The organism is Maribacter sp. Hel_I_7, assembly GCF_000688315.1.
GTDB classification, from domain to species: Bacteria; Bacteroidota; Bacteroidia; order Flavobacteriales; family Flavobacteriaceae; genus Maribacter; species Maribacter stanieri.
This window is the reverse complement of the sequence record NZ_JHZW01000003.1, coordinates 57958-74624: the sequence shown is the minus strand read 5'-3', so window position 1 is coordinate 74624 and position 16667 is coordinate 57958. Positions and strand designations below refer to the sequence as shown.

Sequence of the window (16667 nt, the reverse complement as noted above, 5' to 3'; positions counted from 1 at the left end):
AATTCAAATATGTACTTTTGCAATAAATTGTAATGTATGCTGATTATAGGTATTGCCGGTGGAACTGGTTGTGGAAAAACTACAGTAGTAAATCAAATTATCAATGAATTACCAAATGAAGAAGTTGGGGTAATTTCACAAGATTCTTACTATAACGATCTTTCGCACTTATCTTTAGAAGAAAGAAGAAAAACCAATTTTGACCACCCAAGTTCTATTGATTTTGCTTTACTTGAAAAACACTTGATAGCTCTTAAAAACGGAGAATCTATAGAACAACCCGTTTATTCTTTTTTGGAATGCAATAGAACGGCAAAAACAGTTTTAACGCATCCAACCAAAGTAATAATAGTAGAAGGCATTCTTATCATGACCAACTCTGCCATTAGAAAAATGTTCGATATTAAAATTTTCGTGCATGCAGATACAGATGAAAGACTTATTAGAAGACTTAAAAGAGATGTTAACGAAAGAGGTTGGGATTTAGATGAAACTATAGAAAAATACCAATCTATCATAAAGCCAATGCATGAACAATTCATTGAGCCTACTAAAGAATATGCAGATATTATAATACCTAACAATAAATATAACACAGTTGCAGTTGAGATAGTTAAGAGTATTATCAACGAAAAACTAATGCAAGAATAATGGCCTTCAAAGATTTGAAACAAAAGAAATGGTTTAAAATCATGACCAATATGTATGTATTGGTCTTGTCCGTTTTTGTTGTGTGGATGCTGTTTTTTGACACTAACTCTTTATTAATTCATTTGGAACTTAGAAAAGAGATAAAAAAACTTGAAAAAACTCAAGATTTCTTAAAAGAGGAGATTGCACGGGATAAAAAAATTATTGAAAAATTGTCTGATGAAGATGAGTTAGAACGTTTTGCCCGTGAAGAATATTACCTCAAGAAAAAGAATGAAGAAATCTATCTTATTGAATACGAAGACAGTTTAAAACTCAAGAACAAAGAATAGTTTTCATATCCTTTTAATAAGTTTATCACTTTTATTATACTACGTTATAAATGTTCTTCTAACCATTTAATAACTAAAAGTTTAACGCTTTATTAATGAAAACTCAAGGCTTATTCACTTAGTGTTAACAAAAAGCTTTCATTAGCCTCATAAATAATTGTATTTTTACCACCTAACTTACTTTGAACATGGGCAAGATTATTGCTATAGCCAATCAAAAAGGCGGTGTAGGTAAAACTACAACTTCGGTCAACTTAGCAGCCTCGCTAGGTGTATTGGAAAAAAAGGTATTATTAATAGATGCAGACCCACAGGCAAATGCTACTTCTGGGTTAGGTATAGATGTCGATGGTGTTGAATTAGGTTCCTACCAACTTATGGAACATACTAAAACTGCTAGAGAGACAATTATATCTACAACATCGCCTAATGTAGACCTTATTCCTGCACATATTGACCTTGTTGCCATTGAAATTGAATTGGTAGATAAGGATGAGCGTGAGTACATGATGAAAAAGGCGATTATAGACCTTAAAAACGATTATGATTATATCTTAATCGATTGTGCACCATCCTTAGGGCTACTGACCTTAAATGCTCTAACTGCAGCAGATTCAGTAATTATCCCAATCCAATGTGAATATTTTGCACTAGAAGGATTAGGTAAATTATTAAATACGATAAAAAGTGTACAGAAATTACATAATGCCGAATTAGATATTGAGGGCATGTTATTAACTATGTACGACTCTAGGTTACGCCTATCTAACCAAGTAGTTGATGAGGTAAGAAAGCATTTTGGAGATATGGTTTTTGACACTGTAATTCAACGTAATGTTAGATTAAGTGAAGCTCCAAGTTATGGAGAAAGCATTATCAAGTATGATGCTGCCAGCAAAGGGGCAACAAACTATTTGAACATGGCTAATGAAATAGTCAAAAAAAATAAGCAGACGGTTTAAGTATGGCAAAAGCGACAAAAAAACAAGCTTTAGGTAGAGGACTTTCGGCTCTTTTAAAAGATCCGGAAAATGATATAAACACAGCATCTGATAAAAATGCAGATAAAGTTGTTGGTAATATAATTGAACTGGATCTAGACCATATAGAAGTTAATCCATTTCAACCACGTTCCAATTTCAATGATGAACACATAAAAGAATTAGCCACCTCTATTAGAGAACTTGGGGTAATTCAACCTATTACTGTTAGAAAATTAGGTTTTAACGAATTTCAACTTGTTTCTGGTGAAAGAAGGTATCGTGCCTCTAAATTATTAGGTTTAGACACCATACCTGCATATATACGTATAGCCAACGACCAAGAGTCATTAGAAATGGCGTTGGTTGAAAATATACAAAGACAAGATTTAGACCCTATTGAAATTGCGCTTTCATACCAACGTCTAATAGATGAAATAAATCTTACTCAAGAAAAACTGAGTGAGCGTGTGGGTAAAAAAAGATCTACAATCGCGAACTATTTACGTTTGTTAAAATTAGATCCAATTATCCAAACCGGCATGCGTGATGGCTTTTTGAGCATGGGGCATGGTAGAGCCTTGGTAAACATTGATAAAAAACAAGACCAAATTTCTCTCTACGAAAAAATTATTTTCGACAATCTTTCTGTTAGAGATACTGAAAGTGCCGTAAAAGCATATCATGCAGATGATGTACCTACAGAGGAAATAACAAAACCTGTTCAAAAAGAAGCTTCTGTTTTTGTTCGTAAGGGTATAAAAGAATTAACCGACGCCTTATCCGTAAAAGTGGATATAAAATCTGCGGATAATGCCAGAGGAAAAATAACCATACCATTTAAGTCTCAAGAGGAATTTGACCGTATCAAAAAATTGATAACAGGTGCGTAGCTATCTTACATTATTTAGTTCACTATTATTATTTATAAATATTACTTTTTCTCAAGAGGAACAGGATTCTATACCTAAAACTGAAAAAGATAGTATACAAAGTGATCTTGCTAAAAAAGGTGTTGTAATTAAAGACTCGGTTTCATTTAAAAAAGCTAAAGAAGAATTTAACCCTTTAGCTCCAAGTAAAGCCGCTTTCTATTCTGCAATTTTACCCGGCATGGGTCAGATATACAATAAACGATACTGGAAAGCTCCAATTGCTTGGGGACTTGTTGGTGGTAGTGCTTACATGTACGCCTGGAACAACAATCAATATCAAACCTTCAGAACCGCTTTTAAAAGAAGACAAGCTGGTTTTACCGATGATGAATACTATGACATTGATGGTAACAATGCTGTTGGCGATGACCCAGATTTAGATACAGATGATTTGGAGTATCAACAAGAACGTTATCAAAGTGATCGTGATCTTTGGCTTGTTGTAGCAATAGGTATGTATGCACTAAACATAGTTGATGCAAATGTGGATGCCCACCTAAAGCAATTCAATATTGACGATGATCTTAGCATAGATTTTGAACCTTACTTTGATTACAACCAAATAACCAATAGCCCAAACTACGGCATGGCATTAACCATTAAATTTTAAGAATGAGAATTGCACTTTTCGGATACGGAAAAATGGGACAGATGATTGAGCAAATTGCAATAAATCGAGGTCATGAAATTGTAGCCAAAATTGACGAGAACACCCAAGATATTGATTTCAATTCAATGGATGTAGCCATAGATTTTAGTATGCCAGAGGCAGCTTTCGGGAATATAACAAAATGTTTCAACCATAATGTACCTGTAATTTCAGGAACTACTGGTTGGTTAGATAAATATGAAGATGCAATTACTTTATGTAATGATAAAAAAGGTGCATTTATTTACGCCTCTAATTTTAGCTTAGGAGTAAATATCTTTTTTGAATTAAACAATTACTTAGCAAAGATGATGCAGAATCTTCCAGAATATAAAGTTTCACTAGAAGAAATTCATCATACCCAAAAATTAGATGCCCCTAGTGGAACGGCTATTACATTAGCAGAAGGTGTTATTGCTAATTCTAATTACAGCGAATGGAAATTAGATAATTCATCGGATACTATTTTACCAATAACCTCTAAAAGAATTGGCAAAGTACCAGGAACACATACCGTTGATTATGAAAGCGTTGTTGATAGCATTTCCATAAAACATACCGCTCATAATAGAGAGGGGTTTGCTTTAGGAGCAGTTACTGCTGCTGAATGGATTATTGGTAAATCGGGAGTTTTCACAATGCGCGATGTGTTAAACCTAGGTTAAAAGCGTAACAAATAGCAATCTAAAAGACTGATGGACTATTGATGTGATGTTTACCATCAAAAATTCATTCTATTTCAATAAAAATTAAAGAACATGAACGGCACTCAATGGATTATTTTTATTCTCATTGTTCAAGTAATACATTTTTTAGGTACTTGGAAACTTTACGTAAAAGCAGGCAGAAAAGCTTGGGAAGCTGCTATACCTGTTTACAACGCTATAGTTTTAATGCAAATAATCAATAGACCAAAATGGTGGACAATACTGTTGTTTATACCTATAATTAATTTATTGATGTTTCCAGTAATATGGGTTGAAACTATAAGAAGTTTTGGAAGAAATAGCAGACTAGAAACCTGGATAGTTGTAATAACCTTAGGTTTTTACATCTATTACGTAAATTATGCTTTAGAAGTAAAATATATTGAAGACCGCTCTCTACACCCTAAAACAGCTACTGGAGAATGGGTTAGTTCTATTTTATTTGCAGTGGTTGCCGCAACATTGGTACATACTTATTTCATACAACCTTATGTAATACCAACTGGGTCATTAGAGCGTACTTTAAGAGTGGGAGATTTTCTTTTTGTTAGTAAGTTTCATTACGGAGCTAGAACACCAATGACAACAGTTGCCGCTCCTATGGTACATGATACATTACCTGTGCTTGGAGTTCCATCTTATTTAAAAAAACCGCAACTACCCTATTTTAGATTACCTGGTTTCACTAAAGTAGAAAGAAATGATATTGTTGTTTTTAGCTGGCCGGCAGATACGGTTCGCGTATTCTTCAAGAAGGAAAAAGGTGTAGACAAACCAATTGACAAAAAATCAAACTACGTTAAACGATGTGTAGGTGTTCCTGGAGATTCATTGGAAGTACGTGATGGTTATGTATTCATAAATGGTAAGCAATTAGAATTACCAAAAAGTGCAAAACCACAATTAGACTATACTGTTTATAGTTCAAAAGGTGTATCATCCAGAACTTTTGAAGATTTGGGTATAACCGATTACACTAGAAAATATTTATCAAGCCCTTTAAATCAAGAACAAGTAAATGGTATTAGAAGTTACATTTTAGGTTTTAATCAGACAGAAAATGGTCAGATTGAGTTATTTACTAAAGGAAGTGGAATTCCTGCAATAATGATTTCTAGATATAGATTAGCATTAAAAGAAATTACAGATCGCCAACGAACTGTTCCTTTGACTGCAGACATGGTCAATGCACTTAGAAATAATCCAAGTATTGATTCTGTAGTACAAAATGTTGCAGAAAAAGGAAGAAGAGGAATCAATCTATTTCCTCAAAGTCCAGACTACCCATGGAACTATAGTCAAATGGGACCTATTTACATTCCTCAGAAAGGGGCCACCGTAGACTTGAATCTTAAAGTTTTGCCACTTTATAAAAAGATTATAAGAGAATACGAAAAGAATGAAATTTCAGTATCAGGTAATCAAATTAGTATAAATGGAAAACCTGCAACTAGCTACACTTTTAAGCAAGATTATTTCTGGATGATGGGTGACAACAGAGATCACTCAGAAGACAGTAGAGCTTGGGGCTACGTACCTGAAAACCACATTGTAGGAACCCCTATTTTTATATGGATGAGTTTTGACAACTTTACTGACGGCATTAGCAATTGGAGACCTAGATGGGATAGAATTTTCACTACGGTAAATGGTGATGGTGAACCACAATCTTATTTCAAGTACTTCCTAATACTTCTTGGAGCATATTTCATTGGCAACTATTTCTGGAAGCGCAAAAAAGAAAAAAAGTAAACCGATGAAACTAATTCATCCCTCTTATTTTCCGAATATAACTACGTTCAGCTATATTCTACACCACCCCATTTGTTGGGAGGTGCATGACAATTATCAGAAACAAACTTTTAGAAACAGAACTTACATTTCTAATGATAGAGGCAAGCATATTTTAAGCATACCAATAATTCATGTTGGCAAAGCCAACGGAAGGCAAAAATATGAAGATGTCTTAATAGATAATTCGTATCCTTGGCAAAGACAGCATTGGCGTACTTTACAAACTGCATATAGGACATCTCCTTATTTTGAATTTTATGAAGACGATATAAAACATCTTTATAACAAGCCCTACGAAAAATTGTTAGAATTCAATTTAAAGACTATAGAAACCATTTTTGAATGTTTACAAATGGAAATGCCTTTAACAAAATCGACTCATTTTGAAGTCAAGCCGGAAGATAATGAGGATTTCAGATTTTTAATAAGTGCGAAATTAAAGCATCAATTAAATATAGAACCATACATACAAGTATTTGGAGACCGTCATGGCTTTATTCCCAATTTGAGCATATTAGATTTACTTTTTAATCTTGGTCCGAATACTATTGATTTTTTAAACCACGAGTTTATTAACCCTTCTAATGGTTAGATTTATTGCACATTATGGGATACACTTTGTCGTTCCCATTATCATTGCATATTATTTCTATAAAGAGAATAGACTTTGGGCAGCGATAATACTTTTATCAGGAATTATAATTGATTTGGACCATCTATTAGCCATACCATTGTTTGACCCTAACCGATGTAGCATAAATTTCCACCCGCTCCATACCTATTGGGCAATCGCTGTTTATGCCCTATTATTTTCAGTTAAAAGAACTAGGATATTCGGATTGGCATTACTCATTCACATTTTAGCAGATACTATTGATTGTTGGTTTATTCCTGGGACACCTTAAAAGTGGCCATTATGGGCTCGTGGTCAGATATATTTATCTTGTAGTTGTTATGGGATAAGAAAGTAAAACTAGGATCTGCTAAAATCATATCAATTCTAAAAGGAAATTTCCAAAACTTAATGGTTTCCCCATATCCATGTCCAGATTCTAAAAAGCTATCGTTTAAATCTCCCTTAATATTAAAATACACTTTAGAAAATTGGGTGTTATTAAAATCACCCCCGACAATAACAGGATAAGGACTTGTCTTAATATGCTCTCTAACAATATCAGATTGTCTTTCCTGCTTATCAAAAGAATCCCTAAGCCTAACAAACAGCTTATCTGACCGCTCTCTTTTAAAATAATTTGGTCTTATACTTAAAGATTCCAGGTGCAGATTATAGAAACGAATAGTATCTTTCTTAAATACAATATCCGCATAAACACCACCATTAAAAGTATTAGGAAAATCAAGTTCTCCATTATTAATAATCTTAAATTTTGAAAATATAGCTAAATTTTTACTTGACTCGCCGTTTTTAATTTCAAATTTATTTGCTTTAAAAGGATAATTTTTCAACATATCGCCCTTGACATTATGAGGCTCAAATTCTTGAAAATAGATTATATCCGGGTTTTCCCCTTCTACAAATTCTATAACCTCGGGGCTTGTTATATTATCCCAATCTCCATGATATTTACTATGAAAACCTAATGCATTATAACTTAATAAAGAAATGGTGTTAGGATCAGAAATACTGTTTGATCGACCATTAAAGGCAATAAATGAACCAAGTGTAAAGTAACCAAAAACTAATATAGCAAAAGATAATAATAGATATATCTTTTTGCCAACTAACCAATACAAGAAAAATAGCATGTTGACAATTACCAGTGCAGGTACTGTTAAACTGATAAATGCTAAACTAGCTATAGATGTATATGGAACAATGCACGCCAAAAACAAACTAAAAGCTACAATTACATTTAAGAACAACATGAGCTTTTTAAAAAAAGACATTCTTTTCATGCTTAATTTTCTTTACCCGCTTTAAATAAAAAGTCTTTTTCTGCCTTTGACAAACTTTCATAACCAGACTTACTTATTTTATCCAAAATAGCATCAATCTTTTTCTGATGTGTTTTTCTATCATAATCAGCGGTAGAACTAGCTGCGTTAGATTTCGCTTTATTCTTATAAACCGTTTTCATCGGTGCCTTCTTTTCCGAGCCTTTAAAAAGGTTTGCTATGCTATCCATAAACTTTGAAAAACCAGAACCTATGTCATTTCCTTTGGTCAATTGACTTGCATATAAATATCCTAAAAAGGCACCTCCTAAATGAGCTAAGTGTCCGCCAGAATTACTTAATGGCAATTGTATTAAATCGCTAAGCACAAGTACAGCACCAACAATCCAAAGTTTTACATTAAAAAAAACGACCCTAACTTCTTGATTAGGTAAATACGTACAAATAAAAATCAAAACTGCACTAGCTCCGGCTGATGCTCCAATTAAATAGGCACTTGTATTAAAGAAAGCAGGAAAAATATTGTAACCTAAAACAAAGAATAATCCGCCTAATATTACTCCCAGTATATATACATTTAAAAATCGTTTCGCATCAAATAGATTTAAAAAAATACGTCCAACAAAATATATCATTAACATATTCCAGAATAAATGACCAACTCCACCATGAAAAAATGAATAGGTGATAATTGACCAAGGTTGAAATGCAATATCTACGATATCATTTGGTAATTCAAACCACTGTACAATACTGTTCTTAGGTATGCCCAATAAAAAAGGAACCAACGCATTAATGATAAAAACCACCACATTTACTGCGATTAGCTTCTCTGCTATATTTAACCTACTAAATTGATATTTTAAATCTGGTTGAGCCATATTTTAGTTCCACCTATTTTTATTAAATTGATTTTTTTTCCAGTACCACATCATTAAGAAACCGAAAAGTGCCCCACCTACGTGTGCAAAATGTGCAATTCCTTGTCCAAACAAACTATAACCCGTTACTCCTGAAAACAAATCTAACGCTATTAAAACCGGTATAAAGAATTTTGCCTTAATTGGGACAGGTAAGAAAATTAGAAACAATTCGCTCTCCGGATAAGACATTCCATAAGCCACTAGTATACCATAAATAGCACCAGAGGCACCAACAACCGGCGTATTGAAAGCTGCTAAAAAATTATCAATGGTAGACTGACCAGCAATCTTGTACCATTCTGTATTATACTGTCCGCCGTTTATAATTTCAAGAATATTACTCTCAGACAACCCCGCATCCAATAAAGCGCTCATTCCTGCATTATAATAGTAATAATTTACTCCAATATGAATTAAAGCTGCACCAAGCCCTGCTGAGATGTAGAAAAACAAAAACTTATTTCTACCCCACATACGTTCTAATGGAGTTCCAAAAGCCCACAATGCATACATATTAAAAAGTATATGCATAAACCCACCGTGCATGAACATATGGGTTAAAATTTGCCAAAGCTGAAAATGGTCGTTTTTTGGAAAGTAGAGGGAAAACCACTCGTACATTTGCTCGCCGTACATTTGCGTAGCTACAAAAAACAGCACATTTATTATAAGTAAGTGCTTGATAGTTTCTGTTAATCTTCCCATTTAAATAAATTTTCGTTCAATATCATTTTCAGTAATGGTAATGTATACTTTTTTGTTAAACGGGCTCAAGGTAGTTTCCTTACAGGCAAATAAGTCATTTACCAACTTCACTTGAGAAAACTCGTCTAAGGACTCTCCTGTCTTCACAGACAAGGTTTTTGCCAATGTCTTAGCCAACATATCACTTTGAGAGAAACTATCGCCAGGCACCTCTTGTTGAAAATCTGATATTAATTGCTCCATAATCATTTGCACTTCACTCTCCGCAACTAAAACAGGTACTCCTTTAATTTCTACGCCTTCTTCTGTCAACTCTCCAAAGACAAAACCTACCGTGCATAGATTTTCTTTAATCTCCTTTAAGATATGTATTTCACTAGGTGAAAAAGATAACGTTAGCGGAAAAAGGAGTTGCTGACTTACAGCCTCTTTAATAGTAATGTTTTTTAAGAAATTTTCATAGAGTACACGTTGATGTGCCCTACTCTGATTAATTACTACCATCCCAGATTTTATCGTAGTAATAATATATTTTTTTCGCAACTGAAAAGTAGTAGTGGTATGATCTACTGCTTCCTTCTCACCATCAAAAATACTACTATTTACAACCTCCGACTCAAACTCTAAGTGACTTGCATTAGTATCACTTGAAGTCTCTAATCCAGAATACATGCTTTCCCAACCATCTACTTTTGGTTTTGAATAACTACCTCCCGAATTACCTTTTGGTGGCTGGGTAGTCTCAAAAGGATTGAAAGAAGAGTCCACCACAACTTGTGGAATACCTACCGCTTTATTTTTATAAGAATAAGGCGTATCTAAATTCTGATCTTGTTCAAAATCTAAAGCTGGTACCACATTGAATTGTCCTAAACTATGTTTTACAGTTGATTTAAGCATAGCATATAATGTATGCTCATCATCAAACTTTACTTCTGTTTTGGTTGGATGTATATTAATATCAATGGTTGCAGGGTCAACTTCTAAGTTTAAGAAATAACCAGGATGTGTTCCTGGACGTATCACCCCCTCAAAAGCCCCAAGTATGGCATGATGTAAATATGGACTTTTTATAAATCTATTATTGGCGAAGAAAAACTGTTCACCCCTACTCTTTTTTGCGAATTCCGGTTTTTGAATATACCCCGAAATTTTCACAACCTGAGTTTCCTCTTCAACAGGAACTAATTTCTCATCTGTCTTTCTACCAAAAATATGTACAATGCGTTTTCTAAAGTCATTCGCCGGTAATTGAAAAACGTCACTGCCGTTATTATAAAAATTAAAAGCTACCTGCGGATGTGCCAATGAGATTCTATGAAACTCATCTGCAATATGGCGGTATTCTACTTGATCAGATTTTAAGAAATTACGTCTTGCAGGGATATTAAAAAATAGATTTTTAACAAGCATAGAAGTCCCTTTAGGAGCAACAACAACTTCTTGAGTAACAATTTTACTCCCTTCTATTTTAATTTTAGTTCCAATATCATCATCTTCGGTTTTTGTCAGCATTTCTACATGGGCAATTGCCGCAATAGAAGCAAGAGCTTCACCTCTAAAACCTTTAGTATGTAAATTGAATAAATCTTCTGCTTTCTGAATTTTGGAAGTTGCATGGCGTTCAAAGCTCAACCTTGCATCGGTACCGCTCATGCCCTTACCATTATCAACTACTTGAATAAGTGTTTTACCACCATCTTTGATAATAAGTTGTATTTCAGTTGCACCAGCATCAATGGCGTTCTCCATTAATTCTTTTACAACAGATGATGGGCGCTGTACCACTTCGCCCGCAGCAATTTGATTTGCTACATGGTCAGGTAATAATCTAATAATATCGGCCATTATGAAGTAAAGAAAATTGAGAGGTCAAAATCAATAATGTAAAGAAAAATAAGAACCAAAATGGCAACTATAACTATCATTCTAATCTTTAAGTTGCGATCTCCTTTCCTTTTAGTGTCTTCTATAGCACTATTAAGTTTTCTTTTTAAACCTCGAGATGTATTTAGAGTGCTACGAAATTGGTCAAACTTAGGTTCCATTTTAAATGGATTACCTTTTCCCTTGCCATCATAATATCTAGGATTATATTCAAATGACCTATTTTTTCGTAACCGTGTTATTTTGCTTAACATCCCCATAACTCCAAAGTTACTTAAAATAGAAAAATAGGGCATGTTACGAATGCCAAAATTTGTTAACAGCTTAAATTACCAACCCGGAATTTAAGCTTTAAGATAAAAATGGATAAGTTAAAAAGAAGGTTAGCTACCTAAAACCGCCATTTTAATAGCAGCAATTGCGGCTTCAGTACCTTTATTACCATGCTTACCGCCACTACGGTCAATAGATTGCTGTATATTGTTGTCAGTTAATACACAGAATATAACAGGCACGTTTGTAATAACATTCAAATCTTTTATACCTTGAGCTGTAGCCTCACATACAAAATCAAAATGCTTTGTTTCCCCCTGTATAACGCTACCAATAGCTATTACAGCGTCAATCTTATGAGTTTCAATCATTTTCTTTGCACCAAAAGTAAGTTCAAAACTACCAGGCACATTCCACCTTACAATGTCGGCTTCTTGAGCTCCACAATCTAATAACGCATCAATTGCTCCGGAATACAAACCCTCAGTTATTTCAGAATTCCATTCTGAAACAACAATCCCAAACCGAAGTCCGTTCGCGTTTGGGATTGTTGTTTTATCGTAAGCCGATAAATTTTTATTTTTTGTCGCCATTATTCACCACTTTTAGCCATTCCTATAAAAGCATCTATAGAAGCAGCATTTTCTGATTTTGGAAACTCATCTTTAATTCTCCGGAAAAAATCTAATGCTTTATCCTTATCTCCCATTTCCAAAGCAGTAATTCCTGCCTTATATAAAAATTTGGGAGCAGTATATTCATTACCACTGTGCTTTACCGCAGCTTCATAGTACCCTAAGGCATCAGACGCTTGACCTAATTGCATAAAAGCATCACCTAGACCACCTTTAGCCAAAGCACCAAGAACTGCATCATCAGAACTAAAATCTTCTAGATAGGTAATAGCTTCTTGATAGTTATTCATATTCAAATATGACATACCAGCACCATAGTTTGCTAAATTAGCAGCCTTAGTACCGCTATACTCTTCAATAATGTCTAAAAAGCCATATTTACCTTCAGCTCCTTCCAAAGCCAAAGTAAATAATGAGTCTTTAGCCGTTGTAGTAGCTAAAGCTTGGTCAAAATATTGTTGCGGGTAGTACATTTCGTTTGCTGCACTAGCTTCCTTTGGTTTTTCTACAAATTGATTATACGCTAAATAGCCTAAAACGCTGATAGCTATAACCCCAATGGCACCTAAAATGTAATTCTGATTCTTAGAAACCCACTCTTCTGACCTAGAAGCGCCTTCGTCTAAAGAACTAAACACCTCAGCTGTTGTGCTTTCTTGTTCTTCAAATTCTTGCTTTTCAGCCTTTGTTTCAGGTTTAAATCCTCTTTTCTTATATGTTGCCATTTCTAAATTTATTGATCGCGCAAAAATAATGGTTTTATTGAAATCGCAAAGTGTATTTATTCGTTATTTTTGGATATTTTAAGGTAGTTACCATCCTACCCAATCCAAAATCCAATATTTTTAATGCTGCTGAGACAATTATCATTGATTAATTACAAAAATTTTGAGTCTAAAGAACTTACGTTCGATGCAAAGATAAATTGTTTTGTTGGCGATAACGGAATTGGAAAAACAAACATTTTAGACTCCATTTATCACTTATCCTTCGGCAAAAGCTATTTTAACCCAGTATCATCTCAAAACATTCGACATGGATCGGACTTTTTTGTAATAGATGGCACATTTGAAAAAGAAGATAGGGAAGAAAAAATTGTTTGTAGCTTAAAAAAACACAACAAGAAGATTATTAAACGAAACGGAAAAGCATATGACCGTTTTGCCGACCATATAGGTCTTTTACCACTGGTAATTATTTCTCCTGCAGACAGAGACCTTATTATTGAAGGAAGTGAAACTCGTAGAAAATTTATTGACGGTGTAATTTCCCAATCCGACAAAAGTTATTTGCAAAACCTTATCAATTACAACAAGGTTGTTTCTCAAAGAAACGCGCTTTTAAAATACTTTGCAGCTAATAGAACTTTCAATAAAGATACTTTAGCTGTTTATAATGAGCAGATGAATACCTACGGAACTGAAATTTTCAACAAAAGGACTTCTTTCCTAGAAGCTTTTATTCCCATTTTTCAGGAACAGTATAAATCCATCACTGGTAATACAGAAAATGTCTCTCTCTCTTACGATAGCAAATTGAAAGATTTTGACCTAATAACCCTTTTAAATAAAAATCTAGATAAAGACCGAGCTTTACAATACACAAGTGTAGGTGTACATAAAGATGACTTAAGTTTTGAAATCAGTAATTACCCTATAAAGAAATTTGGTAGTCAGGGTCAGCAAAAATCATTTTTAATTGCTTTGAAATTTGCTCAGTTTCATTTTATGAAATCGCAAAGCGGCATTACCCCAATTTTAATTTTAGATGATATTTTTGACAAGTTAGATGAGCATCGGGTATCGCACATTATAACCTTAGTGAACAATGAAAATTTTGGACAAATTTTCATTAGTGACACACATGCAGAAAGAACGGAAAGTATTGTTAAAAAGATTCATCAATCCTATAAAATATTTAAATTGTAATGATGAAAAAGATTTTTATAATCTGCTCTATATTTCTTATTTCTTGCAACTTAAAGATTGACAAGAAACAATTACACATTTTAAATGGTTATTGGGAAATAAAAGAAGTAACTTTTAAAGATGGAGCAAAAAAAGAGTACTCAGTAAATAGTACTGTTGATTACATTAAACTGGATTCCTTAACCGGATTCAGAAAAAAAGTAGATCCTAAATTCAATGGTACTTTTGAAACATCGAATGATGCGGAACCATTTCGAATAAGAATTTCGAATGATTCTATATACATGAGTTACAACAATGATAATAATACTTGGGAAGAAGTGCTGATCAAACTCTCTGAAGAAAGTTTTTCAGTCAAAAACAGCCAAGGTTTAATTTATCAATATAACAGATTTGAACCTATAAATATAAATCCATAATGGCAAGCAGAGGCAACGATAACACTTCAATGAAAGAGGCACTTTCTGCATTTATTCAAAAGAATAAATTAGAAAAAGGCATGGATAAAGTAGATGCAAGAGCTGCATGGGCTAAACTTATGGGCAACGGAGTAAACAATTACACGACAGAAATTGAATTAAAATTCGACACCCTTTACGTATCATTAAGCTCTTCTGTACTACGCGAAGAATTAAGTTTAGGGAAATCAAAAATTGTACGAATGATCAATGAAGAAATAGGAAAGGAAGTAGTTAAAAAACTAGTTTTGAGATAAACTATATTACTATTGAAACAAAAAAAAAGCCAGTTCTAAAGAACTGGCTTTTTTAATATAGTATAAAAAGTCTTAATAGATTTCTCTACCTGCAAAATGGAATGAACCTTCAATAGCCGCATTCTCATCGCTATCAGAACCATGTACTGCATTCTCACCAATACTAGTAGCAAACATTTTACGAATAGTACCTTCAGCTGCGTCTGCAGGGTTGGTAGCACCGATTAATGCTCTAAAATCTTCAACAGCATTTTCTTTCTCTAAGATAGCCGCTACAATTGTACCGCTTGTCATGAATTCAACTAGCTCCCCAAAGAAAGGACGCTCTCTATGTACACCATAAAACTCTTGTGCATCTCTTAAGCTCAATTGTGTATATTTCATCGCTACGATTTTAAAACCAGCAGCAGTAATTTTTTCTAAAATAGCCCCAATATGTCCGTTTTTAACGGCATCTGGTTTAATCATTGTAAACGTTCTATTCGTACTCATATCTTAATTTTTGCGCAAAAATACGTTTTTATACATATCTCACAACTATTCGTAGACTTGTTCTAGTTTCTCTAACACTATTCCGTTATCTCCAACTATTTTAAAATCAACCTTTTTAGCGCTAAAATTAAATTCTAGAATCCCGAAACTTTCGGTAAAAATCACCTCGCCTACTCTATATTTATTTGGCTCTCCACTAAAACCATTATACGCATGCGTAAGTCCGCTACTAGTAAAATCTATTAAAGGATAATTCATCCTCTTTAAATTAGTTTTAGAAAACTCAGAAATATGGCGATCTCCAGACAATACAATTACACCGTTTGCATTAGAACTTTCTATGATGGTTGCCAGCTTATCTACTTCATGCGGGAAATTACCCCAACCCTCAAATCCGTGTTCATTAGACAAATATTGAACACTACTTACAATGATATTAAAATCTGATTTTGATGTATTTAGTTCATTTTCTAACCAAGTCCATTGTACATCACCTAAAATAGTTCCTTCTCCGTAATCATTTGGTTTAATTCGCTTACTGGTTTCATTGTCAGGAGTCAACTGTGTTCTAAAATATCTTGTATCTAGAATTATAATAGTAATGGAATGTTTTCCCACACTATACTTCTTTGAATTGTAAACTCCTTGTCTATTACGTAACGGACTATCTACTGGTACATTCATAAAATTCAAGAATTCTTGTTGACTAGCATCTTTAGCTTCAAATTCCACTCCACCATCATTCAAGCCGTAATCATGATCATCCCAAGTACCTAAAATATCAGTAGTTTCTACTAACTTTTTATATTCCGTTTGCTCCTTCTGCTTATTATACATCGCTCTTAAAGCCACCATATCATCGGTATCGGCATAAATATTATCGCCGCCCCATACCCATACATCGGGCTTGGAATCCAAAATATCATCCCAAAGAAGATTAGGCAAATCTATTCTATTACAAGAGCCGAAAGCCAAGGTAAAATCGGGCATGGCAGATTCATTTTCAATTAGTTTTTTATTTAAAGAACACCCCACCAATAAGAATGTTGCTATAAAAAAGTACGTAATTTTCATATGAGATAGTTAAGTCTGGGTAAAATTAAGGCTTTCGTTTTAAAGCCTATATTATTAAATTGTATCTTTG

Annotated in this window: 20 protein-coding genes; 12 read left to right on the top strand and 8 right to left on the bottom strand. The window is 33.7% G+C overall.

Translation table 11 applies throughout. The features are described 5' to 3' along the window. Positions 1-36 precede the first annotated feature (36 nt). The 9 genes from udk to P178_RS0111960 all read left to right on the top strand — a co-directional run bounded on the left by udk (position 37) and on the right by P178_RS0111960 (position 6953). Positions 37-651 carry a uridine kinase gene (gene udk / locus P178_RS0112000; protein ID WP_027066442.1) on the top strand — a complete coding sequence of 205 codons (615 nt, stop codon included), beginning with the start codon at positions 37-39 and terminating at the stop codon, positions 649-651. Next, positions 651-983: an FtsB family cell division protein gene (locus P178_RS0111995; protein ID WP_027066441.1), complete on the top strand. Its 333-nt coding sequence runs from the start codon at positions 651-653 to the stop codon at positions 981-983. The genes udk and P178_RS0111995 overlap by 1 nt, the downstream gene beginning before the upstream one ends. A gap of 188 nt (positions 984-1171) precedes the next feature. Beyond that, on the top strand, positions 1172-1945 hold the full coding sequence (locus P178_RS0111990; RefSeq protein WP_027066440.1) for a ParA family protein: 774 nt from the start codon (positions 1172-1174) through the stop codon (positions 1943-1945). A 2-nt stretch (positions 1946-1947) separates the two neighbouring features. Beyond that, a complete protein-coding gene (locus tag P178_RS0111985; RefSeq protein ID WP_027066439.1) occupies positions 1948-2856 on the top strand; it encodes a ParB/RepB/Spo0J family partition protein in 909 nt (302 codons plus the stop codon). After that, positions 2849-3508, top strand: a complete 660-nt coding sequence (locus tag P178_RS0111980; RefSeq protein ID WP_027066438.1) for a DUF5683 domain-containing protein — start codon at positions 2849-2851, stop codon at positions 3506-3508. The genes P178_RS0111985 and P178_RS0111980 overlap by 8 nt, the downstream gene beginning before the upstream one ends. 2 nt (positions 3509-3510) lie before the next feature. Beyond that, positions 3511-4212 carry a 4-hydroxy-tetrahydrodipicolinate reductase gene (gene dapB / locus P178_RS0111975; RefSeq protein ID WP_027066437.1) on the top strand — a complete coding sequence of 234 codons (702 nt, stop codon included), beginning with the start codon at positions 3511-3513 and terminating at the stop codon, positions 4210-4212. Positions 4213-4305: 93 nt separating this feature from the next. Beyond that, positions 4306-6006: a signal peptidase I gene (gene lepB, locus P178_RS0111970; protein WP_027066436.1), complete on the top strand. Its 1701-nt coding sequence runs from the start codon at positions 4306-4308 to the stop codon at positions 6004-6006. Positions 6007-6010: 4 nt separating this feature from the next. After that, on the top strand, positions 6011-6640 hold the full coding sequence (locus P178_RS0111965; protein ID WP_027066435.1) for a WbqC family protein: 630 nt from the start codon (positions 6011-6013) through the stop codon (positions 6638-6640). Then, positions 6633-6953, top strand: coding sequence for a DUF6122 family protein (locus P178_RS0111960; RefSeq protein WP_027066434.1), 321 nt, complete (start codon positions 6633-6635; stop codon positions 6951-6953). Before P178_RS0111965 ends, P178_RS0111960 begins: the two co-directional genes overlap by 8 nt. Here P178_RS0111960 and P178_RS0111955 read toward each other — a convergent pair. From P178_RS0111955 to P178_RS0111925, 6 genes are all read right to left on the bottom strand, one after another. Next, positions 6934-7956: an endonuclease/exonuclease/phosphatase family protein gene (locus tag P178_RS0111955; RefSeq protein WP_231500543.1), complete on the bottom strand. Its 1023-nt coding sequence runs from the start codon at positions 7954-7956 to the stop codon at positions 6934-6936. The two genes, P178_RS0111960 and P178_RS0111955, sit on opposite strands and share 20 nt — an antisense overlap. A gap of 11 nt (positions 7957-7967) precedes the next feature. Further along, positions 7968-8846 (bottom strand): rhomboid family intramembrane serine protease, encoded by an 879-nt coding sequence (locus P178_RS0111950; RefSeq protein ID WP_027066432.1) that lies wholly within the window; start codon positions 8844-8846, stop codon positions 7968-7970. 3 nt (positions 8847-8849) lie between these two features. After that, the gene (locus P178_RS0111945) at positions 8850-9593 is read right to left on the bottom strand and encodes a rhomboid family intramembrane serine protease (RefSeq protein ID WP_027066431.1); all 744 of its coding nucleotides are present in this window, start codon (positions 9591-9593) and stop codon (positions 8850-8852) included. Further along, positions 9594-11441: a DNA mismatch repair endonuclease MutL gene (mutL, locus tag P178_RS0111940; RefSeq protein ID WP_027066430.1), complete on the bottom strand. Its 1848-nt coding sequence runs from the start codon at positions 11439-11441 to the stop codon at positions 9594-9596. 422 nt (positions 11442-11863) lie between these two features. Continuing rightward, positions 11864-12346, bottom strand: coding sequence for a 6,7-dimethyl-8-ribityllumazine synthase (gene ribH, locus P178_RS0111930; protein ID WP_027066428.1), 483 nt, complete (start codon positions 12344-12346; stop codon positions 11864-11866). Further along, positions 12346-13113 (bottom strand): tetratricopeptide repeat protein, encoded by a 768-nt coding sequence (locus P178_RS0111925; RefSeq protein WP_027066427.1) that lies wholly within the window; start codon positions 13111-13113, stop codon positions 12346-12348. The genes ribH and P178_RS0111925 overlap by 1 nt, the downstream gene beginning before the upstream one ends. A gap of 123 nt (positions 13114-13236) precedes the next feature. Here P178_RS0111925 and recF point away from each other — a divergent pair, with 123 nt between their 5' ends. From recF to P178_RS0111910, 3 genes are read left to right on the top strand one after another with little or no spacing between them, the layout of a single operon-like run. Then, positions 13237-14316, top strand: coding sequence for a DNA replication/repair protein RecF (recF, locus tag P178_RS0111920; RefSeq protein ID WP_027066426.1), 1080 nt, complete (start codon positions 13237-13239; stop codon positions 14314-14316). A gap of 2 nt (positions 14317-14318) precedes the next feature. After that, complete coding sequence (locus tag P178_RS0111915; protein WP_231500542.1) at positions 14319-14735, top strand: lipocalin family protein; 417 nt, start codon at positions 14319-14321, stop codon at positions 14733-14735. Beyond that, positions 14735-15031 carry a DUF721 domain-containing protein gene (locus P178_RS0111910; protein ID WP_027066424.1) on the top strand — a complete coding sequence of 99 codons (297 nt, stop codon included), beginning with the start codon at positions 14735-14737 and terminating at the stop codon, positions 15029-15031. The genes P178_RS0111915 and P178_RS0111910 overlap by 1 nt, the downstream gene beginning before the upstream one ends. Before the next feature lie 72 nt (positions 15032-15103). Here the strand turns inward: P178_RS0111910 and P178_RS0111905 are convergent, their stop codons facing one another. Beyond that, complete coding sequence (locus P178_RS0111905) at positions 15104-15523, bottom strand: nucleoside-diphosphate kinase (protein ID WP_027066423.1); 420 nt, start codon at positions 15521-15523, stop codon at positions 15104-15106. A 45-nt stretch (positions 15524-15568) separates the two neighbouring features. After that, positions 15569-16597 carry an alkaline phosphatase D family protein gene (locus tag P178_RS0111900; RefSeq protein ID WP_027066422.1) on the bottom strand — a complete coding sequence of 343 codons (1029 nt, stop codon included), beginning with the start codon at positions 16595-16597 and terminating at the stop codon, positions 15569-15571. Positions 16598-16667: the final 70 nt, after the last annotated feature.